Source organism: Nocardia sp. NPDC052254 (assembly GCF_040679495.1).
Taxonomy (GTDB): Bacteria; Actinomycetota; Actinomycetes; order Mycobacteriales; family Mycobacteriaceae; genus Nocardia.
The window spans coordinates 24,887-49,033 of record NZ_JBFAUW010000006.1 but is presented as its reverse complement, the minus strand read 5'-3'; the positions used below and the strand labels follow the sequence as shown (position 1 = coordinate 49,033).

23 protein-coding genes are annotated in these 24,147 nt (G+C 68.1%); 16 read left to right on the top strand and 7 right to left on the bottom strand.

All coding sequences use genetic code 11. From position 1 onward, the window contains the following. Positions 1-22 precede the first annotated feature (22 nt). Positions 23-511 (top strand): hypothetical protein, encoded by a 489-nt coding sequence (locus AB0L57_RS17020; RefSeq protein ID WP_364962584.1) that lies wholly within the window; start codon positions 23-25, stop codon positions 509-511. 42 nt (positions 512-553) lie between these two features. After that, positions 554-1,594 (top strand): hypothetical protein, encoded by a 1,041-nt coding sequence (locus AB0L57_RS17015; RefSeq protein WP_364962582.1) that lies wholly within the window; start codon positions 554-556, stop codon positions 1,592-1,594. A 27-nt stretch (positions 1,595-1,621) separates the two neighbouring features. On the opposite strand, the gene AB0L57_RS17010 is transcribed toward AB0L57_RS17015, so the two are convergent. Then, a complete protein-coding gene (locus AB0L57_RS17010) occupies positions 1,622-2,590 on the bottom strand; it encodes an LLM class flavin-dependent oxidoreductase (protein ID WP_364962579.1) in 969 nt (322 codons plus the stop codon). 219 nt (positions 2,591-2,809) lie between these two features. Between AB0L57_RS17010 and AB0L57_RS17005 the strand changes: the two genes are divergently transcribed. Both AB0L57_RS17005 and AB0L57_RS17000 read left to right on the top strand, forming a co-directional pair. After that, positions 2,810-4,348 (top strand): amino acid permease, encoded by a 1,539-nt coding sequence (locus AB0L57_RS17005; protein ID WP_364962577.1) that lies wholly within the window; start codon positions 2,810-2,812, stop codon positions 4,346-4,348. Positions 4,349-4,441: 93 nt separating this feature from the next. After that, positions 4,442-5,083 carry a hypothetical protein gene (locus tag AB0L57_RS17000; RefSeq protein WP_364962574.1) on the top strand — a complete coding sequence of 214 codons (642 nt, stop codon included), beginning with the start codon at positions 4,442-4,444 and terminating at the stop codon, positions 5,081-5,083. A 99-nt stretch (positions 5,084-5,182) separates the two neighbouring features. Here the strand turns inward: AB0L57_RS17000 and AB0L57_RS16995 are convergent, their stop codons facing one another. Then, positions 5,183-5,686, bottom strand: a complete 504-nt coding sequence (locus AB0L57_RS16995) for a DUF6194 family protein (RefSeq protein ID WP_364962571.1) — start codon at positions 5,684-5,686, stop codon at positions 5,183-5,185. Positions 5,687-5,725: 39 nt separating this feature from the next. On the opposite strand from AB0L57_RS16995, the gene AB0L57_RS16990 reads away from it, so the two are divergent. Further along, positions 5,726-6,481 carry a MerR family transcriptional regulator gene (locus AB0L57_RS16990; protein WP_364962568.1) on the top strand — a complete coding sequence of 252 codons (756 nt, stop codon included), beginning with the start codon at positions 5,726-5,728 and terminating at the stop codon, positions 6,479-6,481. On the opposite strand, the gene AB0L57_RS16985 is transcribed toward AB0L57_RS16990, so the two are convergent. Then, the gene (locus tag AB0L57_RS16985) at positions 6,453-7,127 is read right to left on the bottom strand and encodes a hypothetical protein (RefSeq protein ID WP_364962565.1); all 675 of its coding nucleotides are present in this window, start codon (positions 7,125-7,127) and stop codon (positions 6,453-6,455) included. The genes AB0L57_RS16990 and AB0L57_RS16985 overlap by 29 nt on opposite strands. A 269-nt stretch (positions 7,128-7,396) precedes the next feature. Between AB0L57_RS16985 and AB0L57_RS16980 the strand changes: the two genes are divergently transcribed. Then, positions 7,397-9,133, top strand: coding sequence for a pyruvate dehydrogenase (locus AB0L57_RS16980; RefSeq protein WP_364962562.1), 1,737 nt, complete (start codon positions 7,397-7,399; stop codon positions 9,131-9,133). 5 nt (positions 9,134-9,138) lie between these two features. Here the strand turns inward: AB0L57_RS16980 and AB0L57_RS16975 are convergent, their stop codons facing one another. Both AB0L57_RS16975 and AB0L57_RS16970 read right to left on the bottom strand, forming a co-directional pair. Further along, complete coding sequence (locus AB0L57_RS16975; protein ID WP_364962559.1) at positions 9,139-9,669, bottom strand: pyridoxamine 5'-phosphate oxidase family protein; 531 nt, start codon at positions 9,667-9,669, stop codon at positions 9,139-9,141. Positions 9,670-9,712: 43 nt separating this feature from the next. Next, positions 9,713-11,245 carry an acyl-CoA synthetase gene (locus AB0L57_RS16970; RefSeq protein ID WP_364962557.1) on the bottom strand — a complete coding sequence of 511 codons (1,533 nt, stop codon included), beginning with the start codon at positions 11,243-11,245 and terminating at the stop codon, positions 9,713-9,715. A gap of 290 nt (positions 11,246-11,535) precedes the next feature. Between AB0L57_RS16970 and AB0L57_RS16965 the strand changes: the two genes are divergently transcribed. From AB0L57_RS16965 to AB0L57_RS16935, 7 genes are all read left to right on the top strand, one after another. Beyond that, positions 11,536-12,378 (top strand): hypothetical protein, encoded by an 843-nt coding sequence (locus tag AB0L57_RS16965; RefSeq protein ID WP_364962554.1) that lies wholly within the window; start codon positions 11,536-11,538, stop codon positions 12,376-12,378. A 141-nt stretch (positions 12,379-12,519) separates the two neighbouring features. Next, a complete protein-coding gene (gene argC, locus AB0L57_RS16960; RefSeq protein ID WP_364962551.1) occupies positions 12,520-13,602 on the top strand; it encodes an N-acetyl-gamma-glutamyl-phosphate reductase in 1,083 nt (360 codons plus the stop codon). Further along, a complete protein-coding gene (gene argJ / locus AB0L57_RS16955; RefSeq protein WP_364962548.1) occupies positions 13,599-14,816 on the top strand; it encodes a bifunctional glutamate N-acetyltransferase/amino-acid acetyltransferase ArgJ in 1,218 nt (405 codons plus the stop codon). Before argC ends, argJ begins: the two co-directional genes overlap by 4 nt. Next, positions 14,813-15,733: an acetylglutamate kinase gene (gene argB, locus AB0L57_RS16950; protein WP_364962545.1), complete on the top strand. Its 921-nt coding sequence runs from the start codon at positions 14,813-14,815 to the stop codon at positions 15,731-15,733. Before argJ ends, argB begins: the two co-directional genes overlap by 4 nt. Then, positions 15,730-16,917 (top strand): acetylornithine transaminase, encoded by a 1,188-nt coding sequence (locus AB0L57_RS16945; RefSeq protein ID WP_364962542.1) that lies wholly within the window; start codon positions 15,730-15,732, stop codon positions 16,915-16,917. Before argB ends, AB0L57_RS16945 begins: the two co-directional genes overlap by 4 nt. Positions 16,918-16,919: 2 nt before the next feature. Continuing rightward, positions 16,920-17,858: an ornithine carbamoyltransferase gene (gene argF / locus AB0L57_RS16940; RefSeq protein WP_364963446.1), complete on the top strand. Its 939-nt coding sequence runs from the start codon at positions 16,920-16,922 to the stop codon at positions 17,856-17,858. A 77-nt stretch (positions 17,859-17,935) separates the two neighbouring features. Continuing rightward, entirely contained in the window at positions 17,936-18,409 is a 474-nt protein-coding gene (locus AB0L57_RS16935; protein WP_364963443.1) for an arginine repressor, read from the top strand. 72 nt (positions 18,410-18,481) lie between these two features. On the opposite strand, the gene AB0L57_RS16930 is transcribed toward AB0L57_RS16935, so the two are convergent. Together AB0L57_RS16930 and AB0L57_RS16925 are read right to left on the bottom strand one after the other, a co-directional pair. After that, the gene (locus AB0L57_RS16930; protein WP_364962540.1) at positions 18,482-19,288 is read right to left on the bottom strand and encodes an SAM-dependent methyltransferase; all 807 of its coding nucleotides are present in this window, start codon (positions 19,286-19,288) and stop codon (positions 18,482-18,484) included. A 551-nt stretch (positions 19,289-19,839) separates the two neighbouring features. Further along, positions 19,840-20,004: a hypothetical protein gene (locus AB0L57_RS16925; RefSeq protein WP_364962538.1), complete on the bottom strand. Its 165-nt coding sequence runs from the start codon at positions 20,002-20,004 to the stop codon at positions 19,840-19,842. A gap of 290 nt (positions 20,005-20,294) precedes the next feature. Here AB0L57_RS16925 and AB0L57_RS16920 point away from each other — a divergent pair, with 290 nt between their 5' ends. The 3 genes from AB0L57_RS16920 to argH all read left to right on the top strand — a co-directional run bounded on the left by AB0L57_RS16920 (position 20,295) and on the right by argH (position 24,108). Continuing rightward, the gene (locus AB0L57_RS16920; RefSeq protein WP_364962536.1) at positions 20,295-21,497 is read left to right on the top strand and encodes an argininosuccinate synthase; all 1,203 of its coding nucleotides are present in this window, start codon (positions 20,295-20,297) and stop codon (positions 21,495-21,497) included. 239 nt (positions 21,498-21,736) lie between these two features. Continuing rightward, complete coding sequence (locus AB0L57_RS16915; protein ID WP_364962534.1) at positions 21,737-22,696, top strand: SAM-dependent methyltransferase; 960 nt, start codon at positions 21,737-21,739, stop codon at positions 22,694-22,696. Next, positions 22,693-24,108, top strand: coding sequence for an argininosuccinate lyase (gene argH / locus AB0L57_RS16910; protein WP_364962531.1), 1,416 nt, complete (start codon positions 22,693-22,695; stop codon positions 24,106-24,108). Before AB0L57_RS16915 ends, argH begins: the two co-directional genes overlap by 4 nt. The last annotated feature ends 39 nt before the right edge of the window (positions 24,109-24,147 follow it).

Sequence of the window (24,147 nt, the reverse complement as noted above, 5' to 3'; positions counted from 1 at the left end):
CGGTGATGCGTAGCCTGGGAGCATGTCCGAAACCGGGGATATGGCGGCACTGCTGGCCGCGCTGGCCGACGAGGATCTGCTCGAGGTCGTGGTGACCGCGACGACGGGGCGGCCCGGCCTGGAGAAGCTGCATCTGACGGCGGTCGCGCTGACCACTCCGCCGGATCGTGCCGAACCCGATGTGACGTCCGACACTCCTGGTGCGGCCGCCGCCGTCCCGCCGCCGGTCTCGGGCGGATCCGGGCAGGTCGCGATGGGCTCGGGTGTGCCGCTGCCGCCTGCGGGGTTCGGTGTGCCGGGCGGGTACTCCGAATCCGGAGTCCCTACTTTCGAGTCAGTTCGCGATAAGGTCGAGCAGCGCTACGGCACCGCACAGGGGATGGGCGAACTGGATCGGCAGACACCGGCGGGCCGCGGCGCCGACGAACAATGGCAGGCGCGGGAGAAGGCCGCGGCAGAACGCCTGGACGAGATCCGGAAATCGATGCGCGGCGACGACGCGGGGCACTGATTCCGGCCGTCCGGGTGGACCGGACTGGTGAAGGGGAATCGGATGACCGCACCGCAGGAGATCGCTGCGAAACTGCTCGACGCGCAGGTGGACTTCGTGCTCGCGGAGGTGACCGGTGACCGCTTCGCCGAGGTGGTGGCTCGCGATGTCGACGATGTGCTGGCGGTCGCCGACACCATCGTCTTTCGTGACGTCGTCGGCATCGAGGATGCGCGCCGGACCGTGCGCACCGTGGTGGACCGGATCGGCGGCAGCGCGGTACTGCGCGAATCGGTGGCCGTGTTCGCCGACGCGATCTATGACAACATCGCCGGCAGTGACCAGTACACGCTCGGTGACGTGGTCGAGCGCGAACCGGTGGAAGCGTTGCTGGAGAAGCTGTTCGGCATGCACCAGGCGCAGGAGCGCACCCTGGAACGACTCACCGAGAGCCCACTGGTGGCCACGGTCGCATCGAAATTCGTCGACAAGCTGATCGACGACTTCATGGAGTCCAATCGCCAGATGGCCAGCAAGATCCCGGGTGTGGGCTCGCTGGTGTCGTTCGGCACCTCGGCGGCGAAGTCGGCCCGTAAGGCCGCGGAGAAGGCCACCGACGGCACCTTCATCGGCGATATGGCCGGTAAGGGTGCGCTGTTCGCGCTCAAGCGCACCAACAACGCGATTCGCGAGATGTTGCGCGACGCCCCGGTGCACGGTGCCGCGATGGAGTTCTGGGATCTGCACGCGGGCGAACCCGTCAGCGGCCTGCGTGACTATCTGTCCCAGGCCGATCTGCGTGAGCTGGCGCTGATCGTGCACCGGATCATCGTCACCACGCGCGAGAAGGAGTACCTCGGCATTCTGCTCGACGAGTGCGTGGATGTCTTCTTCACCCGATACGGCGATCACACCCTCGGTGAACTGCTGCCCGAGCTGGGCCTGTCCGGTGCCGACATTCGCACCGAGATCCTGCGTTACGGCCCCGCCGTGGTCGAGGCGGCCAAGCGCAACGGCGTGCTGGCCGGGCTGATCCGCGCTCGCCTGGAGCCGTTCTACACCTCCGAACCGGTGCTGGCGATCCTCGGCGAGGTGGCGTCCTAGCCGATGGCGGTCCGACGGGCGCCGACCTCACCCCGGCATCGTCGTGCCCGCTGCCGGATCGGCGATCAGCGGACCGAGACGGTCGAGTTGGGTTGCGAAATCGGCGGATTCGACGGCGGCGATGCGCAGGAGGATGTGGCGGGCACCGGCGGTGGCGTACCGGTCGAGTTGCGCGGCGATCTCCTCGGCCGTGCCGGTGATCATCACCTGGATGGTCTCGACCGTTGTCAGCGGCATCCGATACGTTGCCGCACAGTAGCGTTCGAGTGCGGCGCGTCCGGTGCTGCGCCGATCGTCGATGTACACGGTCACGAAAAGTGCCGGGGTGATGGCGGTTTCGTCGCGTCCGGCAGCCTGGGCGGCGGTGCGCACTGCGGCCCACGCGGTGGTGTAGGTGTTCACATCGGGCGGATAGGGCAACCACCCGTCGTACCGGCGGCCGGTGCGTGTCAGTGCGGCCGGCGTGATGCCGGTGGACCAGATCGGCGGGCCGCCCGCCCGATGGGGACGCGGTACCTCCGGCAGCCAGTCGTGGTGCAGAACGGTGCCGTGGAACGGTTCGTACCGCCCCGACCACAACTGTCGCCAGAGTGCGACGGTGTCGTCCAATTGTGAGAACCGCGTACGGTAATCGACTCCCACGAGTTCGAATTCGGGCCGGCTCAGCTCCGGGAACCCGGCGCCCACCCCGATGATCAGGCGCCCGGCGGCGAGCTGATCCAAGGTCGCCAGTGTCGCCGCGGCCTGCACCGGGTGCCGGAACGCCGGAATCAGGGCGGCGGTACCCAGCGTGATCCGCTCGGTCATCGCCGCCGCGGCGCCGAGCAGTGTCAGCGGTTCGACGCGGGCGCGGCTGAGTGAATCGCCGACCCACGCCGAATCGAAGCCCATGTCTTCGGCGGTCACCGCAAGCCTCGCGACCGCACGTGCGGCATCGCGATGTTCCAGCTGTGCGGCGCCACCGGGTAGCAGGAGGCCGTATCCGATTTCGTTCACGGTCTCAGCCTTCGCCGCATCGGAGGTAGCGGCAATTCCCTATGAGGTATCGGCCGGTGACCGTACTTTGCTCCGCCGGTGCATATTTCGAAATCTTCGCCCTCATACGGCGTAAATGTGATATGCGACCGCTCGGTTTTCATTCCGCTGTTGAGCGTCCCGTTGAATAGCGGTACGTTGTTTGAAGTTTCAAAAACCTGCCCACCGGAAGGTTCGGTCATGAGTTCAGACCACCGACCCGTCGAATTGTCGGCACTCGCCGCGGTCCTGCATACCGAGCAGGACGGATATCGAAAATCGCTGCGCAATAGGCAATTACAGATGATCGCGATCGGTGGCGTGATCGGCACCGGACTGTTTCTCGGTGCGGGCGGGCGCCTGGCGGATGCGGGGCCGGGACTTTTTCTCGTCTACGCGGTCTGCGGAGTCTTCGTCTTCTTCGTGCTGCGGGCGCTGGGGGAGTTGGTGCTGTACCGACCCTCGTCAGGGTCGTTCGTCTCGTACGCGCGTGAGTTCTATGGTGAGAAGCTCGCTTTCGCCGTGGGTTGGATGTATTTCTTTCACTGGTGTATGACCGGCGTCGTCGACATCACCGCGATCGCGACGTATGTGCGGTACTGGAATACGTTCACATCGATTCCGCACTGGGTGATCGCCCTGATCGCACTGGTCGTGGTTGTCGGCACGAATTTGATCTCGGTGCGCTGGTTCGGGGAGCTCGAATTCTGGGTGGCCATGGTGAAGGTCGTGGCGCTGAGTGGATTCTTGATCATCGGCACGATCTTTCTGGCGGGGCGTTTCGATATTCGCGGTCAGTCCACCGGCGTCGGGGTGATCACGCATCACGGTGGTCTTTTCCCGACCGGAGTGCTGCCGCTCGTCACGGTCACGACGGGTGTCGTATTTGCCTATGCAGCAGTGGAATTGGTCGGTATCGCGGCCGGTGAGGCGGAACGCCCGGAGGAAATCATGCCGCGTGCGATCAATTCGGTGATCGCGCGGATCGCGGTGTTCTACGTGGGCTCACTCGTCCTGCTGGGATTGCTGCTGCCGTACACGGCATTCCGGGACGGGGAGAGCCCGTTCGTGACGTTCTTCGCGCGGATCGGTGTTCCCGCCGCCGGATCGGTGATGAATGTGATCGTGCTGAGCGCGGCATTCTCCAGCCTCAACGCGGGGCTGTACTCCACCGGCCGGATCCTGCGTTCGATGGCGGTGAACGGCAGTGCCCCGGCGGTGACCAGCCGGATGTCGCGCGGCGGTGTGCCGTATGTCGGCATTCTCGCGGCCGGTGCGATCGCTTCGGTGGGTGTCGGGCTCGATGCGGTGGTGCCGGACAAGGCATTCGAGATCGTGCTGAATGTCTCCGCACTCGGCACCATCGTGTCGTGGATCGCGGTGCTGCTGTGTCAGCTGCGGCTGTGGCGGCGCTGGTACGACGGCATATCGCATCGGCCCGCCTACCGCATGATGGGCTCGCCCTACACCGGCATCGCGACCCTGGTCTTCCTGGGCGCGGTGATCGTGCTGATGGCGTGCTTCGGTGACTCGATTCAGCGCTGGGCGGTGGTGGCGACGGTGGGGGTCATGGCGCCGATTCTCGTCGGCGGATGGTTCCTGGCCCGTCGGAAAGTGTTGCGTATCGCGGCAATCCGGCACGATCACACCGGTCAGTTCCCGGTGGTCGCCGAACGTCCGTGGCCGGGCCGGCCGGCCGATCCCGAAGTGATCGTGGAGGGGCCGGACGAGCCGGACTGACACGCTCGTGTCCTGTCGTCGCTCGAGGAATGGCTACACGTCGGTCCGGCCGGACCCGGCGTGGTCGTGCATGCGGCCGGTAACATTTCGCAAATGCCAATCATGTTCGACACCAGTGGATTCCAGCAGAGCGGTGAGGATATGTGGGACTCCCCGCTCACCGGTGACCGGGTGATCCGCCAGTACACTCCCGGGGTCCCGACGATCCCCGCACCGCTGGAAGACCTACCGGCACTGCGTCGTGATCTGGCCGAAGCCAGTGCCGAGGGCGGCTGTTTGGTGGAGGCACACGTCATTTCCTTCGCGGGCCTGCCGGCCCTGTTGCGTTTCGAGAAATTGCGGCATTGGAATCGCCCGGGCGGCCTGGTCTACACCGCGTCGGTCATCGTGCCCAGGGCGACCGGCGCCGCGACTGTGCTCGTGCTGTGTGCCGAGAACGGTCCCACCGGTTTTCGCGATGCCATGGTCGCGGCGAGAGTGGGGATCGACCGGATGAATCCGCCGCACCCCTACGCCCCGCATGTGCGCGGTGCCCTGCCCTACAGCGTGGCCGACGACCCACAGTGGGACGCCCAGTTCCCCGACCACCCGCTGACCCGTGCCCGTCGCTGGTTCGCCGAATTGTCCCGAACCGCGCGCATCGATCCGCGATTCGCGGCCCAGCCGCCCTTCAGCGGCCCGATCCCGGACTTCCCGGGAATGACCCCGCTGCCCGACTCGGCGCCACCCTCCTGAGGGCGGCGGTCGATCGCGAATCCGGGGTCCGATCGCAGGTGTGGCCTCGCTGCGCGAGCCGGCGTCCGCCGTCGTCGGGGCGCAGTGCGTTGTGGTGTCTCACCGCTCGACGGCCGGTCCCGCACCGTCTGCCGGCCGCTCGTCGGCGCTACGGCGTTCTGCACGGCGCGCGGCATCCCGGTGTGCGCGGCGAAGCAGGCGCACCGCCGGCGCCAGGGTGCTGGTGCCCGGGTTGATGATCGACACCCAGCCCTGCCGGCGATACAGCGGGTGCGGGAGAACCACGTCGTCGGCGGCATAGTCGCGTGGCGTCGGCTCGGCGCGAGGGTTCTCCCCGGTGAACTCGATGAAGGCGTCCGCGCCGACATGGATGTTCAGTCGCCACCGATCGGGACGGTCGAGGTCGCACAGGGCATCGCCGGGGTAGTTCTTCGTCACGATCGTGGCGTAGGGCTGCTCGCGCTGTGGCACCCGGCCGTCGGGGGCGTAGTAGAAGAAGTGATCGCCCCAGGCGATCTCCGGGAACTCGCCGCCCGCGACGGGCGCCAGTTCGAGCACCCCGTCGAACGCCCGGATCGTGTCGAGAAGTCGGTCCATACTCATGGTTCAAGTGTGTGGTTGAAGTGCTTATGGAGGGTTCGGATGACCCGAGCGGGCGATGCGGCGCCACTCATGACCACCGCCGCCGCGGCGGCAGCGTCGGGATACTCCGCGCAACAGGTGCGTGATCTGGAGGCCCTGGGCGTGATCCCCGCTGCGGTCAGGGCCTCCAACGGGTATCGGCGATTCCGCGCGGACCATGTTCATGCCCTTCGCGCGTACCGCGACCTCGCTCGTGCCGTGGGGCCCGTCGACGCGCGACGGGTCATGCGAGCGGCTCGCCTGCTACCGCGTGCCGACGCGGCGGCGTTGATCTGCGGGTTGCACATCCGGCTCGACGGCGAGCGCGAGCAGGCACACGCGGCACGCCGTGCGCTGGAGTCGATCCGAGCCGAGGCGGCAACCGACGCGCAGCCTGTCGACGGGGACTCGATGACCATCACCGAACTGTCGCAGGCCCTCGGAATCAGGGCCTCCACGCTGCGCTATTGGGAAACGGTCGGCCTGGTCGCGCCCGAGCGGATCACCACGCGAGCGGGAACGGCGCGGCGCTACTGTCTCACCGCCATCCGCGAAGCACGCATCACCGCGGCCCTGCGAGCCGGTGGGTACCGCATCCCCGATGTCCGGACGACGATCACGGCGGTTCGTGACCTCGGCGAGGTCAGCCATTCGATCGACGCGCTGGACAACCGGCTGGAGGTCATCGCCCGACGCACACTTGCTCTGCTGCGCGCGGGGACCCTGCTGGCAGAGATCATCGACTCTCCTAGGCCCTCGTCAGCTCATCGGGATTGATCTTCTTCGCCGGGTCGAGCCGGTCGACGAGATCGACGAGCAGATGCTGGAGCGCGGTCAACCGGCGGCGTCCGGATTCGTCGAGATTCTCGAGATCTCGCCGCAGGGGATCGAACCAGGTGTCGGTCTCCTCGGCGGTGTCCAGGAACGATCCGTACCCACGGCATCCGGTCCGGTCCTCGTCGGTGTGGATCATCCGCTCGCCGATTCCACGCTGCTCGACTCGCCAGATCATGAACTGCCGGCCGTAGGAATCGTCGGCGAACACGCTCGCGATCCGGGACAGGATCGTGCCCACCTCCGCGGTCTCGTCGTCCTCGGCGAATTCGAGGTACAGGATTTCGCGGCGGATGATCTCGTTCCAGCCGAAATACTGTGCGATGACATACATCGTCGTTTCGATAGCGGCCTCGCGACGCTCGGCGGACTCGCTCCGGACATATGTGTCGACGAAACCCTGACGCAGAATATTGTGCAGACGTCGCTGTAGCTCGTTGCTCGCCGCGGTCAATGGATCCCGATACCTGCTGAGCAGCGTCTTCTCCTCTCGCCGCCGTTGTAGTGCCGGCGCCCCGAAAACCGTGACGCACAGCGAGAACACGGACACACACGCGGATATCAGAGCAACCCATACCGAAGCGTTCACAGCAGTATTGTGCCGCCCGCACCGCCTCGAATCCCGTTGTGCGCCACTGTGCCGGTCGGGTCGGGAGTCGATCCGGTTGCGGCGGTGCCGATCTGCTCGCCGGGAGCCGGAGCCGGTGTTTCGGCTGGTTGCAGGCGGGCGCGCGGCGGAATTGGAGGTGACCGGACCGGTAGTATTCGGGCCGATCGCGAATCTGTTCATCCGGGACGAGGGGCTGCGGCTCCGGGCGACGGCACCACGCCGTCGATCACAGTGGTGGAGGAGAGCGCATGGCGAAGACGAATGTGGCCGATCAATTCGTGCACGTTCTCGTGCAGGCCGGGGTGCAGCGCATCTACGGGGTCGTGGGCGACAGTCTGAATCCGATCGTCGACGCGGTGCGCCGCCATCCCGAAATCGAATGGGTGCATGTGCGCAACGAGGAGGCCGGTGCCTTCGCCGCCGCTGCCCAGGCACAGCTCACCGGACGGCTGGCCGTCTGCGCGGGGAGTTGCGGGCCCGGCAACACCCATCTGATTCAGGGGCTCTACGACGCGCAGCGCACCGGGGCTCCGGTGCTGGCGCTGGCCTCCCACATCCCCTCCGATCAGATCGGCACCCAGTTCTTCCAGGAAACCCATCCCGAACGGCTCTTCGTCGAATGCAGCGGCTATTGCGAAATGATCAGCCGGCCCGAGCAGATGCCGCGCATGCTGCGGATCGCGATCCAGCACGCGCTCGCCCGTGGTGAGGTCTCGGTGGTCGTGCTGCCCGGTGACGTCGCTCAGCTGGAGGCCGCGCATCCGACGGGCGAGACGAACATGATCTCCGAACTCGGCCGGGTGATGCCGGCACCGGATCAGGTGCAAGCGCTCGCCGACGCCTTGAACGCGGCGCGAACGGTCACCCTGTTCTGCGGTGCCGGGGTACGCGACGCGCACGAGGAGGTGATGCGCCTCGCCGAACTGCTGCACGCGCCCATCGGGCACAGCCTGCGCGGCAAGGAATGGATCCAGTTCGACAACCCGTACGACGTGGGCATGAGCGGTCTGCTCGGCTACGGCGCGTGCTATCAGGCGATGCACGAGGCCGAGCTGGTCCTGATGCTGGGCACCGACTTTCCCTATGACGAATTCCTGCCGGGCACCCGCACCGTGCAGGTCGACCACGATGCCGCCCGGCTGGGCCGCCGCACACCACTGCAATTGGCCGTTCACGGTGATGTGCGGGAGACGCTGCGCGCCGTCCTGCCGCTGCTGCGGCCCGCACCCGACCGGGAATTCCTCGATCGGATGCTCGGCGAGCACTACCGGCTGCTGGAACAGGTGGTCGACGCGTATACCCGGAATGTGGCCGACCACAAGCCGATTCACCCCGAATACGCCGCCGACGTCCTCGACGACCTGGCCTCCGACGACGCGATCTTCACCGTCGACACCGGAATGTGCAATGTGTGGGCCGCGCGCTATCTGAGTCCGAACGGGCGGCGCCGGGTGATCGGATCGTTTCTGCACGGCACGATGGCCAACGCCCTGCCGCACGCGATCGGCGCGCAGTTCGCCTACCCGGATCGGCAGGTGATCTCGATGTGCGGTGACGGCGGGCTGGGCATGCTGCTCGGCGAACTGCTCACCGTGGCACTGCACCGGCTGCCGGTCAAGATCATCGTGTTCAACAATTCGTCACTGGGTATGGTGCGGCTGGAGATGCTCGTCGACGGGCTGCCGAATTTCGAAACCGACCATGCGCCGGTCGATTTCGCGGCGGTCGCGCGGGCCTCGGGTATTCATGGGGTGCGGGTGACCGAGCCGGACGAGATCCGTTCCGCCATTGCCGAGGCGCTGGAGCATCCCGGTCCGGCCCTGGTCGATCTGGTCACCGATCCGAACGCGTTGTCGCTCCCGCCGCACATCACCGCTGCCCAGGTCCGCGGGTTCGCGCTCGCGGCCAGCAAGATCGTGCTGACCGGCGGTGTGGGCCGGATGATCGATATGGCGCGGTCGAATCTGCGCAACGTCCCGCGCTGAACCGTTCAGAACGTCCAGCGCGTCGCACCACCGGGCTCGACATTGGTGACCGAGGTCGCCGAGCGCGGCCTGATCCGGTAGACGAACCAGGGGGCCGGGCCCTGCCCGGGCGCGTTGAACGGCGCCGTCAGCCCGGCGCCGGACGGGTCGACCTCACACGGCCAGCCGCCCGCCGCCCACACCGCCGCGATCCGGGCGATCGTGGCGGTGTCGGTGACCTTCTCCGCGGTGCCCTCGACCACCAGATCGAAGTCCGGTGCCGACACGGCCAGACTGCAGCGTGGATCACGAGCCACATTGTGCGCCTTGCGAGTCGGAGCGCCGGTCTGGAACCAGTAGGCGTCGTCGACCCAGACCGCGCCCACCGCGGTCACATGTGGTGACCCGTCGGTGTTGAGCGTGGTGAGCCAGGTGGTGAACCGGTCCGGTCCACCGGAGCCGGGTGCCCCGTCGAGTCCGTCGTCGAGTGCCCGCGTCACCGATGCCCACTGCTGTACGGGAGGCTCGGTCCGGTTGTCCAGATTCTGTGCGTCCATGTAGTGACAGACGAGCTCGGCGCCCGGAACTCATCGCCGGGTCTCATGAATACCGTTCCCGCAACTTGCCCTTGACCAGTTTCCCCGTGGGTGTGCGTGGCAGTTCGTCGGCGAAATCCACCGTGCGCGGCACCTTGTAGTGGGCGATGCGTTCGCGGAGGAAGTCGCGGAGCCGTTGTGCGAGTTCGGGACCGGGTTCGGCGCCGGGGGCGGGCTGGACGACGGCCTTCACCGATTCGCCCATCTCCTCGTCGGGAACACCGATGACCGCGACGTCGAAGACGTCCGGATGCAGGGCCAGAGCATCCTCGATCTCCTGCGGGTAGATGTTCACCCCGCCGGAGATGATCATGAACGCCTTGCGGTCGGTGAGGAACAGGAAACCGTCGTCGTCGACATAGCCGATATCGCCGGTGGTGGTCCAGGTCGGGTGCTCGGGATGGATGGCCTTGGCCGTCTTGTCCGGATCGTTGTGGTAATCGAACGGGACTTCTTCCCGGTCGAAGTAGATGGTGCCGATCTCGCCGGTGGACAGCTCGTGCCCGGCGTCGTCGCAGATGCGGACCGCGCCCAGCCCCGCCTGCCCGACCGAACCCGGTTTGCGCAACCACTGCTCGCTGTCGATGAAGGTCGCGCCGTTGCCCTCGGTCGAGGCGTAGTACTCGTGCAGCACGGGCCCCCACCAGTCGATCATCGCCTGTTTCACCTCGACCGGGCACGGCGCGGCCGCGTGCACGGCGACCCGCATACTCGACACGTCGTAGCGGGCACGCACGCTCTCGTCCAGCTTCAGCATGCGCACGAACATCGTCGGTACCCACTGGCTGTGGGTGGCGCGACAGCGTTCGATCGCGGCCAGGGCCTGCTCGGCGTCGAAGCGCTCCAGTACCACCACGGTGCCGCCGAGGGCGTGGACCACACCGCCGAATCGCAGTGGTGCCGCGTGGTAGAGCGGTGCGGGCGACAGATACACCGTCTCGGTGTCGAATCCGTAGAGCGGGCCGAACACGGCGGTGTAGGTGTCACCGGGCGGATCGCCGACCTGCCGGTCCGGCAGTGGGTGTTTGATGCCCTTGGGGCGACCGGTCGTCCCCGAGGAGTACAGCATGTCGGCGCCGCGCGGCTGATCCGGCAACGGCTCGGAAGACGATGCGGCCAAAGCCTTCTCGTACGACTCGTACCCGGCGATCGGCCCGCCGAACGCCAGCCGGATCTCGACTCCCGGGGTCACCGGGACGACCTGCTCGGCGACCGCCGCCAGTTCTGCCGACGCGATCAGCGCGCGGGCCCCGCAGTCGTTGACGATATAGCTGATCTCCTCCGCCGACAGATGCCGGTTGACGGCCGTGATGTAAAGCCCGGATCGCAGCGCCGCCCAGTACACCTCGTACACCTCGAGGGTGTTGCCGGACAGCAGAGCTATGTGATCGCCCCGGTGCAGCCCGGCCTCGTGCAGTGCGCGGGCCAGGCGGACTGAGTTGTCCTCCAGTTCGCGGTAGGTCAGCGCCGCACCGCTCCCGGCGAGGACAACTGCTGGTTTATCAGGGAAACGATCGACATGCGCACCGGGGTACATCCTGCTCCTCACGCCACTGTGCGGTCGCCACGCCGCGACCGCCGAGCCGATGGGGACCGGGGCGCCGTGGCGACGCCGGGCCCTGCCGGGCACCGCCCGACGAGCGTGACGATAGCCGAAAGTGAACGGAGATTCGGTAACAATTCACAAACTGGGGCACGTTGTGCGGGCGCCGGTCCGGTGGTCGGCGCCGGGCTGCGCTCCGGTGTGATTGCCGTCCTGGTCGGCCGGGTATTCAGCCGCTACTCGCATAGGGTGAGCGCAAGCGTTGCCGACAAGGAGCTCGACCGATGGTGAACCCGTACCAGCCTGGATATCCCGCCGCGCCGCCGCCTCCAGGTCCGGCCTGGGGTGCGCCACCGAATTTCGCGGCGGCGCAACCGTTTCCGCGTCCGGCTGGCGGCCGCGCTCCCCTCGACATCGTGGCGGGTATCGCCCTGGCGGTGGCGGCGGTCCTCGGAGTCGCGCAATCGTTGTGGGCGTTGTTCGGATCCGGGCGTGATTACGGATTCTGGCAGTACGGGTCCGGGGTAGCCATGATCATCTTCTGGGTCTGCTCGGCCTTCGCGCTGGTCGGAGGAATCCTGGTGATAGCCAAGGGGTCCGGTGACTTTCGTGTCCGGACCGTGGCGTCGCTCGGGACGGGCGCCCTGTTCATCACCTTCGCGCAGCGTATCGCCACCATCTGCACGTCGCGTTATGCGGAGCTGTCCGAGGACGGGAACTGGCTGTGCATCCTCGTCGCGATAGCCGTGCTCGTCGCGGCCGGAGCGCTGATCGCCGGAATACCGGCACCGTCGCCCACGTGGCCGTCGGTGCCGGGCGGTCGGTTCCCGGTGGCGTCTCCGGCGCCCGGGTACCCGGGCGCTGCTCCGTTCGCCGCGATGCCGCCCGGCCCGGCGCCGCACTGGCAGCCGCCCGGTGCGGTGGTACCTCCGCCCGGTTATGCCGTGCCGGGACATCCGGCCGGATATCCCGGCGTGCCCGCCCCGTCGCACGGTGTGCCCGTGGCTCCGGCTGCGGGCTCGGTGCCTGCTGGGGGTGCTGCCTCGGCGCCTTTCCCGCCCGCGGGTTCCGGTACCCCGAACGCCGGCCCGGACGCCGGGCCGATGGTGGCACCGGGCGACGGGTAGGCCGGGGTGATCGTGCTCTGACGCCGGTGTCGGCGCAATCGCGTCGTCGCCGGTGTCCCCGGCATCGGCGATCGCGGGATCCGAAGCCTCGGGAAACCACCCGCTCGTGAATGAGCTTGCATGATCGTGCATAATCATCACATGGCGGATACCTCGAGTGGGCCCGTGTTTCGGGTCGCGGTGGCTGGTGCGAGCGGATACGCGGGCGGTGAGGTCCTGCGTGTGCTTCTGGGGCATCCGGAATACCGATCCGGGCGCCTCGAGATCGGGGCGCTGACCGCCGGATCCAATGCGGGCACCACGCTGGGAACCCTGCAGCCGCATCTGCTGCCACTGGCCGATCGGGTACTCGAGGAGACCACCGCGCAGGTGCTCGCGGAACATGATGTGGTGTTCCTCGGATTGCCGCACGGACAGTCCGCGGCCCTCGCCGAGCAGCTGCCGGCCTCGACGGTGATCATCGACTGCGGCGCCGATTTCCGGCTCACCGATCCGCAGGCATGGCAGACCTATTACAAGTCGCCGCATGCCGGCAGCTGGCCCTACGGTCTGCCGGAACTTCCCGGTGCCCGCGCCGAACTGCGCGGCGCGACCCGGATCGCGGTGCCGGGGTGCTACCCGACCGTGTCGAGCCTGGCGCTGGCGCCCGCGGTGGCGGCGGGACTCGTCGAGCCGGAGGTGACCGTCGTCGCGGTCAGCGGTGCCTCGGGCGCGGGCCGCAAACTCGATGTGGGACTGCTGGGTTCGGAGGTGATGGGCTCGGTCCGGGCCTACAGCATCGCCGGCGCGCATCGGCACACTCCGGAGATCGCGCAGAATCTGAAGGCGGCCGCGGCCGTCGCGGGCACCGACATCGGCGACATCTCCGTGTCCTTCACCCCCGTGCTGGCGCCGATGCCGCGTGGCATCCTCGCCACCTGCACCGCGCGGCTGCGCCCCGGTGTGGACGCGGCGGCCGCGCGCGCGGCCTACGAGAAGGCCTACGCCGACGAACCCTTCATCCACCTGCTGCCCGAAGGCGTACTGCCGCAGACGGGTTCGGTGCTCGGCTCCAATGCCGTCACCCTGCAGGTGGCCGTCGACGACGCCGCCGGGACGCTCGTGGTGATCGGCGCGATCGACAATCTGACCAAGGGCACCGCGGGCGCCGCGGTGCAATCGATGAATCTGGCTCTCGGTCTCGACGAGACCGCCGGACTTTCCACCGTAGGAGTGGCACCGTGACCGACATCGATATCGCCGGCGGCACACTGGTCCGCACCCAGGGCGTGACCGCACCGCTGGGATACCGGGCCGCCGGTATCGCCGCCGGTATCAAGGCGAGCGGAAAGCTCGATCTGGCACTGGTTTTCAACGAGGGCCCCGAATACGCCGCGGCCGGTGTGTTCACCCGCAACAAGGTCAAGGCCGCACCGGTGCTGTGGTCGCAGCAGGTGCTGACCTCCGGCCGCCTGCGCGCGGTGATCCTCAACTCCGGTGGCGCCAACGCGTGCACCGGTCCCGGCGGATTCCAGGACACCCACGCCACCGCCGAGGAATTGGCGAAGGCGCTGAGCAACTGGGGCACCGAGACCGGCGCGGGGGAGATCGCGGTCTGCTCGACGGGGTTGATCGGTGACCGCTTGCCGATGGACAAGGTGCTGCCCGGTGTCACCGAGATCGTGCACGAGATGGCGGGTGGCCTGTCCGGCGGCGCCGATGCCGCGCACGCCATCATGACCACCGACACCGTGCCCAAACAGGCCGCCTTCCACCACGAGAACAAATGGAACGTGGGTGCGATGGCCAAGGGCGCGGGCATGCTCGCGCCATCGCTGGCCACCATGCTCGTCGTGGTCACCGCCGATGTGGTGGCCACTCCGGAACAACTCGACTCGGCGCTGCGCCGGGCCACCGCGCTCACCTTCGACCGGCTCGATGTCGACGGCTCCTGCTCCACCAACGACACCGTGCTGCTGCTGGCCAACGGCGCCAGCGGTATCACTGTGCGCCAGGACGAACTCGATGCCGCGGTGCTGGCGGTCTGCGATGATCTGGCCGCCCAGCTCATGGCCGATGCCGAGGGCGTCACCAAGCGCGTCGAGATCACCGTCGCGGGTGCGGTCAGCGAGGATGAGGCGCTGATCGCCGCCCGCGCCGTCGCGCGCGATTCACTGGTCAAGACCGCGTTCTTCGGTTCGGATCCGAACTGGGGCCGGGTACTGGCCGCGGTCGGCATCGCGCCGATCGAACTGGATCCCGACCGGGTGACGGTGTCGTTCAACGGTGCTCCGGTGTGCGTCAACGGAACCGGCGCGCCGGGTGCGCGCGAGGTCGATCTGTCCGGCGCCGATATCGCGGTGCTGGTCGAGCTGGGCCTCGGCGAGGGCACGGCCACCGTCCGCACCACCGACCTGTCGCACGGGTACGTGGAAGAGAATTCGGCGTACAGCTCATGAGCACCCGGATCCCGACCGCGCAGGCCCTGTCCGCACTGGACAAAGCGCATGTCCTGGCGGGTGCGCTGCCGTGGCTGCAGAAATTCCGCGACAAGATCGTGGTGGTCAAATACGGCGGCAACGCGATGGTCGACGACGAACTCAAGAACGCTTTCGCCGCCGATATGGCGTTCCTGCGCACGGTCGGCGTCCATCCGGTGGTGGTACACGGCGGCGGTCCGCAGATCAGCGCGATGCTGACGAAGCTCGGCATGCAGGGCGAATTTCGCGGCGGATTCCGTGTCACCACACCCGAGGTGATGGATGTGGTGCGGATGGTGCTGTTCGGTCAGGTCGGCCGCGAACTGGTGGGGCTGATCAACGCGCACGGACCGTACGCGGTCGGCATCTCGGGTGAGGACGCGCGCCTGTTCACCGCCACCCGCCGCACCGTGACCGTCGACGGTGAGCCCACCGATATCGGCCTGGTCGGCGACGTCACCGCTGTCGATCCCGACGCGGTGCTGGATCTCATTCGCGCCGGGCGCATCCCGGTGGTCTCGACCATCGCGCCCGATGCCGACGGCGTGGTGCACAACATCAACGCCGACACCGCCGCCGCGGCCCTGGCGCAGGGCATCGGCGCGGAGAAACTGGTTGTTCTCACCGATGTCGAAGGCCTGTACACGAATTGGCCCGATCGATCATCGCTGACGACCCACATCGACACCGACGCCCTGGCCGCGCTGCTGCCGAGTCTCGATGCCGGCATGGTGCCCAAGATGGAGGCCTGTCTGCGCGCTGTGCGGGCCGGCGTCCCGACCGCCCACGTGATCGACGGCCGGGTGCCGCACGCGGTGCTACTGGAACTGTTCACCGGGGAAGGCATCGGAACGATGGTGACCCCACCCGAGACGGCAGGAACGACAACGCCATGAGCACAGAGCAATTGCAGCAGCGGTGGTCGTCCGCGCTGATGAACAACTACGGCACCCCGAAGGTGGCGCTGGTGCGCGGTGCCGGTCCGGTCGTGTACGACGCCGACGGCAAACGGTATGTCGACTTCCTCGGCGGTATCGCGGTCAACAGTCTCGGGCACGCGCACCCGGCGATCCTGGAGGCGGTGACCCAGCAGCTGGGCACGCTCGGCCACGTCTCGAATCTGTATGTCAGCGAACCGGTCGTCGAACTGGCCGAGAAGCTGATCGCGCATTTCGGCGACGGCACCGGGCGCGCGTTCTTCTGCAACTCGGGTACCGAGGCCAACGAGGCGGCGTTCAAGATGGCGCGGCTCACCGGGCGGCGCAAGATCATCGCCTGTGACGAGGCCTTCCACGGCCGCACCATGGGTGCGCTGGCCCTGACCGGTCAGCCGGCCAAACGGGCACCGTTCGAGCCGATGCCGGCCGGTGTGGTGCACGTGCCCTACGGCGACGCGGTGGCGCTGGCGGATGTGGTCGACGCCGATACGGCGGCGGTATTCCTCGAGCCGATGATGGGGGAGAGCGGTGTGATCGTGCCGCCGCCGGATTATCTGGCGAAGGCGCGCAGGATCACCGCCGATCACGGCGCGTTGCTGATCCTCGACGAGGTACAGACCGGAATCGGCCGCACCGGATCGTTCTTCGCGCATCAGGCCGCCGGGATCGTGCCCGATATGATCACGCTGGCCAAGGGGCTCGGCGGCGGCCTGCCGATCGGCGCGGTGCTCGCACAGGGCCCGGCGGCCGAATTGCTCACCCCCGGCCTGCACGGCACCACCTTCGGCGGGAATCCGGTCAGTGCGGCCGCGGCGCTGGCGGTGTTGCGGACCATCGACGAGCAGGGGCTGCTCGCCCACGTCGAGTCCGTGGGCAAGACCCTCGTCGACGGGATCGAGGAGCTGGGCCATCCGCTCGTCGACCATGTCCGCGGTGCGGGCCTGCTCATCGGCATCCAGCTCACTCGGGACGTCTCGGCGAAGGTGGAGGAATCCGCCCGGGCGGCGGGCTATCTGGTGAATCCGCCCAAGCCGAATGTGATCCGGCTGGCCCCGCCGCTGATCCTGACCGAAGATCAGGCCCGTGGTTTCGTCGCCGATCTGCCCGGCATACTCGATGCGGCTACCCAGGAGAGTGAGTGAACATGGTGCGGCACTTTCTGCGCGACGACGACATCACGCCCGCCGAGCAGGCTGAAATCCTGACGCTGGCAGCGGAATTGAAGGCGGCACCGTTTTCCCGGCGTCCGCTCGAGGGGCCGCGGGGCGTCGGTGTGATCTTCGAGAAGAACTCCACCCGCACCCGGTTCTCCTTCGAGATGGGCATCGCCCAGCTGGGCGGGCACGCCGTGGTGGTCGACGGCCGCGACACCCAGCTCGGCCGTGAGGAAACCCTCGCCGACACCGGCCGGGTGCTGTCGCGGTATGTGGACGCCGTGGTGTGGCGTACCTTCCAGCAGCACCGGCTCGACGACATGGCATCGGCGGCAACGGTTCCCGTGGTGAACGCGCTGTCCGACGAATTCCATCCGTGCCAGGTCCTGGCCGATCTGCTCACGTTGCGCGAACGCAAGGGTGAGCTCGCCGGGCGCACACTGGTCTACCTCGGCGACGGCGCCAACAATATGGCACATTCGCTGCTGCTGGGTGGTGTGACGGCCGGACTGAACGTCACCATCGCGGCGCCGGCCGGATTCCAGCCGCTCGACTGGGTCGTCGAGGCCGCTCGCAAGCGCGCCGCCGAGACCGGGGCGGTGATCACCCTCACCGAGGATCCGATCGCGGCGGCGACCGGTGCCGACGCGCTGGTCACCGACACCTGGACTTCGATGGGGCAGGAGAACGACGGCCTGGACCGGGTCGGCCCGTTCCGCGCCTTCCGGGTCGATGCCGAGCTGCTGGGCCACGCGGCGGCCGATGCCGTTGTCCTGCACTGTCTTCCGGCGCATCGCGGCGAGGAGATCACCGACGAGGTGATCGACGGACCGCACAGTGTGGTGTGGGACGAGGCGGAGAATCGCCTGCACGCCCAGAAGGCACTGCTCGCCTGGTTGCTCGAGCGACGATCCGGTGGTGTGGCGTGAGTTCGGCGGGCAGATCGACCAACGGGTCGGACGGGTCGCGATCCGCCGGATCGGAGGGACCGCGATCCGGCCCGGCGATCGCCCGCACCCGGGCCGGGCGCCAGCAGCGGATCGTGGAGTTGTTGTCCGCCAATGCCGTTCGCAGTCAGACCGAGCTGGCGGCCCTGCTCGCCGACGAGGGTATCGAGACCACCCAGGCCACCCTGTCGCGTGATCTGGACGAATTGGGCGCGGTGAAGCTGCGCGCGGCCGACGGCGGTGCGGGAATCTATGTCGTCCCCGAGGACGGCAGCCCGGTGCGCGGCGTCACCGGGGGCACCGCACGGCTGTCCAAACTTCTCGGCGATCTGCTGGTCTCCACCGATCACAGCGGTAATCTCGCGGTGCTGCGCACGCCGCCCGGTGCCGCGCACTTTCTCGCGAGCGCGCTCGACCGTGCCGCTCTGCCCGAGGTGGTCGGCACCATCGCCGGGGACGACACCATCGCGGTCATCGCCCGCGAACCCATGACCGGCGCCGAACTGGCCGCGAAGATCGAGCATCTGGCCTAGGAGGCGGGCCGCCCCGGCGGTGACGTCGCGGCCGCCTCCCTTCACGGAGCCGGTCCGGGGTGCGTCGTCGGGCTAGGGCTTGCGTGCCACCGCGCCGTAGCAGTTGACCTGCGCGTCGAGCCAGGCCGGTGGTTCGATGGCGGGACGCCAGCGGTTGACCGTGACGATCCCCGGATCCAGCAACTCGAGTCCATCGAAGAAGGTGGTGAACTCGGCGTGTGTGCGGGCCTGCACGTCGACGGCGCTGCGCGAGTACATCTCGAAGGCCCGCTCCATCGCCTCGGGGTCGAGATCGGAGGTGATGTGTGAGGCGACGACGAACGAACCAGGCGCCAATCCGTCGACCAGGGTTTTCAGTACGCCCGCCGGATCTTGGGCATCCGAGAGGAAGTGCAGGACCGCGACCAGGCTGACCGCCACCGGGCTGGCGAGATCCAGTGTCTCGCGCAATTGCGGTGCGGCCAGGATGGATTCGGGCTCGTTGAGATCGGCGGCGACGAACGCGGTGCGGCCTTCGGATGAGCCCGCCAGCAGGGCGCGGGCGTGTGCCAGGACCACCGGGTCGTTGTCGACGTAGACCACGCGTGCTTCCGGTGACTCGATCTGCGCGACCTGGTGCAGATTGGGCTCGGTGGGAATGCCGGTCCCGATGTCGAGGAACTGCCGCACGCCGGCCTCGGCGAGCACGCCGACCGCGCGGTGCATGAACTGCCGATTGTGCCGGGCGGCGATGCGTACCGTCGGAAATGCTTCCATGACCTTGTCGAGGGCCTTGCGGTCGACCTCGTAGTTGTCCTTACCGCCCAATGCATAGTCGTATATGCGGGCGCTGCTGGGCAGCTCGGAGTCGGTGGTCGCACTGCTGTCGGGGGCGGGCATCACAATCCTGTCGGAGCACGGGTGTTGTCGGTGCATCGTATGTCGATTCACAGGGGTCATGCCCGGATTCCGGCGAATCGAAACATGTTGGAGACCTACGGAATTGGACATCCCGGTCGCCGCCGGTGGGTTCGGCGTGGACGGCGGGTACCGCCACCTCGGCGCGGTGCCGCCGAAAACTGTTGGGGGAGTGATGCTTCGATGTGTGTGGCGGCACATCGCAGAGGCCGGTGTCCATCCCGCCCGGGCCTTGTGCCCACGCCGCGTCCATCGGCTGGGCGGTCGGCGCCGTCTTGTGGTCGGCGCCCGGGATCTTCACCGGATCGGCCGATCGAGTACCTCGGACGCGGCGGCGGCCCTCTCGTTGTGCGGCGGATCCGCGGACCTCGACCGTGTCCGACTGTGCCGCGAGTCGCCGGGCAGCGGGCGCGCGGGCGCCGCCGCGATATCGCCGCCTTCGCGGGCCCGCGCCGGGAACCGCCGGAACCGGCCGTACGCGACGTCGCCGCATCGTCGGCGATGTGTTCGGCGCGCCGGGCTGAGCGCGGTCGTCAGGCCAGTGGGTACTGTCCCGGCGGATAGCTTCCGCCGAATCCGCCGGGCGTACTCGAACTGCCCGCGCTGATCAGGTCGGAGACGAGGGTGATCACCGATTGGCCGACCGAGAGCGCATCGGATCCGATCGCGCCGAGATAACCGGCAAGTGTGGAGAGCATGGGACCGCCTTTCCCGGGGCGTGCGTGCCGTGCGATATCAGGGTGACATACGGGCGGGTACTGGTCATGGCAATCGCGTTGAACCTCATGGGGTTTCGCGGCGAATGTCCGGAGTTGCCGGACTTCCGGTATCCGCGGGGGTCGTCGGACCACCCCCGGTTATGAATGGGCTTGCATCGTCGTGCATAATCATTTGTAGTCGATGTGAGCCGGCCGGGCGGGCCACGGCACCACATCCTCGCTGGTGACAGCGCCCACATACAGACGAACGAACCTGAGGAGTATCAGACATGGCCGATCGCGTCGTACTCGCCTATTCCGGCGGGTTGGACACCTCCGTTGCCATCAGCTGGATCGGCAAGGAGACCGGGGCCGAGGTTGTCGCCGTCGCGATCGATCTGGGCCAGGGCGGTGAGGATATGAACCTGGTGCGCCAGCGCGCACTGGACTGCGGCGCGGTCGAGGCCATCGTGGTCGACGCCCGCGACGAATTCGCCGACGAGTACTGCCTGCCGACCATCCAGGCCAACGCCCTCTACATGGGCCGGTACCCGCTGGTCTCGGCCATCAGCCGCCCGCTGATCGTCAAGCACCTGGTCGAGGCCGCCGAGTACCACGGCGCGTCCACCGTCGCCCACGGCTGCACCGGTAAGGGTAACGACCAGGTCCGCTTCGAAGTGGGCATCGGTGCCCTGGCCCCCGATCTGAACGTCATCGCGCCCGTGCGCGACTACGCGTGGACCCGTGAGAAGGCCATCGCCTTCGCCGAGGAGAACGCGCTGCCGATCACGGTGAGCAAGAAGTCGCCGTTCTCGATCGACCAGAACCTGTGGGGTCGCGCGGTCGAGACCGGATTCCTCGAGGATCTGTGGAACGCCCCGACCAAGGACGTCTACGACTACACCGTGGACCCGACCGTCAACTTCGAGGCGCCCGACGAGCTCATCGTCACCTTCGACAAGGGTGTGCCGATTGCCATCGACGGCCGCCCCGTGAGCGTGCTCGAGGCGATCACCGAGCTCAACACCCGCGCCGGACGTCAGGGTGTGGGCCGGTTGGACATGGTCGAGGATCGCCTGGTGGGCATCAAGAGCCGTGAGATCTACGAGGCGCCGGGCGCGATCGCGCTGATCAACGCGCACCAGGAACTCGAGGCCGTCACCGTCGAGCGTGAGCTGGGCCGCTACAAGCGTCAGGTCGAGCAGCGCTGGGGCGAGCTGGTCTATGACGGCCTGTGGTTCTCCCCGCTCAAGCGCGCCCTGGACGCGTTCGTGCGCGACACCCAGCAGCACGTCTCCGGTGAGGTGCGCATGGTGCTGCACGGCGGCAACGTCGTGGTCAACGGCCGCCGCAGCGAGGAGTCGCTCTACGACTTCAACCTGGCCACCTACGACGAGGGCGACAGCTTCGACCAGTCGCTGGCCAAGGGCTTCGTGCAGATCCATGGCCTGTCGTCCAAGGTCGCCGCGCGCCGCGACCTGTTCAAGAAGTAGGAAGCCGGACGAGCCCGGCCGAACCCTCGGCCGGGCTCGTCCGACTGCGGTCACATCGCGTTCTCGGCGGCCACGATGCCGGTGCGCGTGTGGTGGCGACGACCGGGTCCGCGGTACCGGGGCGGATGTGGAGCGGCCTCCGGTGCCGCGGTGATCGCGGAGTAGCCTGCCAGCGGGCAGAACCGCACGACGCGGTGCGCATCGTGCGAGGCGAGGTAGGTCCACCGGAGGAGACGGCCGTGCGCAGTGACGACGACAGCTGGGATATCACCGAGAGCGTCGGCGCGACCGCGCTGGGCGTCGCCGCCATGCGGGCGGGCGAGACCCGGCGCCCGGATGCGCTGTTCACCGACCCCTTCGCCGAACGTCTCGTGGACGCGGCCGGCTCCGGCTGGAGCACCATCATGCGTGCCCAGATCGCGGCGATGGACGCGGCCCGAACCGGTGCGCCCGATCCGGGCGACGACCCGGGCGAGGCGAACGAGGACAACCTCTATCGTCCGCTGGCCGCGATGCTCATCGCTCGCACCGTCTATTTCGACGAGTACTTCGCCGCGGCGACCGCGGCGGGGATCGGGCAGATCGTGATACTCGCCAGCGGACTGGATGCCCGCGCCTACCGGCTCGAATGGCCGCACGGCACAGTGGTTTTCGAAATCGACCAGCCGAAGGTGCTGGCGTTCAAAGACTCCGTGCTCGCTGATGTGGCACCTGCGGCCGACCGGCGCGCCGTCGCGACGGACCTGCGCCGGAATTGGCCCGAGGCGTTGCGGGACAACGGTTTCGACCCGGCGAAACCGACGGCCTGGCTGGCCGAGGGCCTGCTGCGCTACCTGCCCGGTGAGGCGCAGGACCGCCTGTTCGACGCCCTCGCGGCGCTCAGCGCGCCCGGCAGCCGGATGGCACTGAACATCGGCCGTGGCCGCCGCGAGGACACACCCGAGCTGCGAGCGATGCGGGAGCGCCGGGCGCGGCTGCTCGCGCAGGCCGGGATCACGCTCAACCTCGAGGAACTCTGGTACCCGTGGGAAGGCCGCACCGACCCGCGCGAATGGTTCACCGCCCGCGGCTGGGCGGTGGCGGCCGCCGATCCGGTCGCGCTCCTCTCCGAACACGGTCGTGAGCTGCCCGAAGCGGCGCGCGCCGAATTGAACCGACACCTGTTGATGACCGCGACATTAGGAGACGAGAACCGATGAGCCAAGCCACCAATGAGGGCGCGCTGTGGGGTGGGCGGTTCGCCTCCGGCCCCGCCGCGGCGATGGCGGCGCTGAGCAAATCGACCCATTTCGACTGGGCGCTGGCGCCCTACGATGTGCGGGCGTCGAAGGCGCACGCCCGCGTGCTGCACAAGGCGGGTCTGCTCTCGGAGGCCGACCTGGCGGGCATGCTCGACGGGCTGGACCGCCTGGCCGCCGACGTCGAATCCGGCGCGTTCACGCCCGCCGAATCCGATGAGGATGTGCACGGCGCACTCGAACGCGGGCTGATCGACCGGGTCGGTGCCGAACTCGGCGGCCGGCTGCGCGCGGGCCGTTCCCGCAACGATCAGGTGGCCACCCTGTTCCGGATGTGGTTGCGCGATGCCGTGCGCCGTATCGCCTTCGGAGTTCTCGAGGTTGTCGACGCGCTGGTCGAGCAGGCCGCCGCCCACCCCGACGCGGTGATGCCCGGCAAGACCCATCTGCAGGCCGCGCAACCGGTGCTGCTGGCGCATCAGCTGCTGGCGCACGCCCATCCGCTGCTGCGCGATGTCGATCGGCTGCGCGACTTCGACAAGCGCGCCGCGATCTCGCCGTACGGGTCCGGCGCACTGGCCGGATCGTCGCTGGGCCTGGACCCCGAGGCCATCGCCGCCGACCTGGATTTCGATGCGGCCGCCGCCAATTCGATCGACGCCACCTCCGCCCGTGATTTCGCCGCCGAGGCGGCCTTCGTCCTGGCCATGATCGCGGTCGATCTGTCCCGCATGGCCGAGGAGATCATCATCTGGAGCACCGCGGAATTCGGCTACATCACGCTCGCCGACGCGTGGTCCACCGGATCGTCGATCATGCCGCAGAAGAAGAATCCCGACGTCTCGGAACTGACCCGTGGCAAGGCCGGCCGGCTGATCGGCAATGTCACCGGACTGCTCGCCACCCTCAAGGCGCAGCCGCTGGCCTACAACCGGGATCTGCAGGAGGACAAGGAACCGCTGTTCGATTCCGTCGCACAGCTGGAGTTGCTGCTGCCTGCCATCGCCGGACTGGTCTCCACGCTGAGGTTCCACACCGATCGGATGGCCGAACTGGCACCCGCCGGCTACACCCTGGCCACCGATATCGCGGAATGGCTGGTGCGCCAAGGAGTTCCGTTCCGGGTGGCGCACGAGGCCGCGGGTGCGTGTGTCCGCGCGGCCGAGGCGCGCGGTGTCGGACTCGACGAGCTCACCGACGCCGAATTCGCCGCGGTGGACCCGGCGCTGACCCCGCAGGTACGGGAGGTACTCACGGTGCAGGGCTCGATCGCTTCGCGTAACTCCCGTGGTGGCACGGCCGGCGTCCGGGTGGGTGAGCAGCTGACCGAGGTCCGCGCCACCGCGGCGGATGCGCGCACCTGGCTGCGCTGATCCGGCGCGGTGCCACGAGTGCTGATCGGCGCCGTGGCG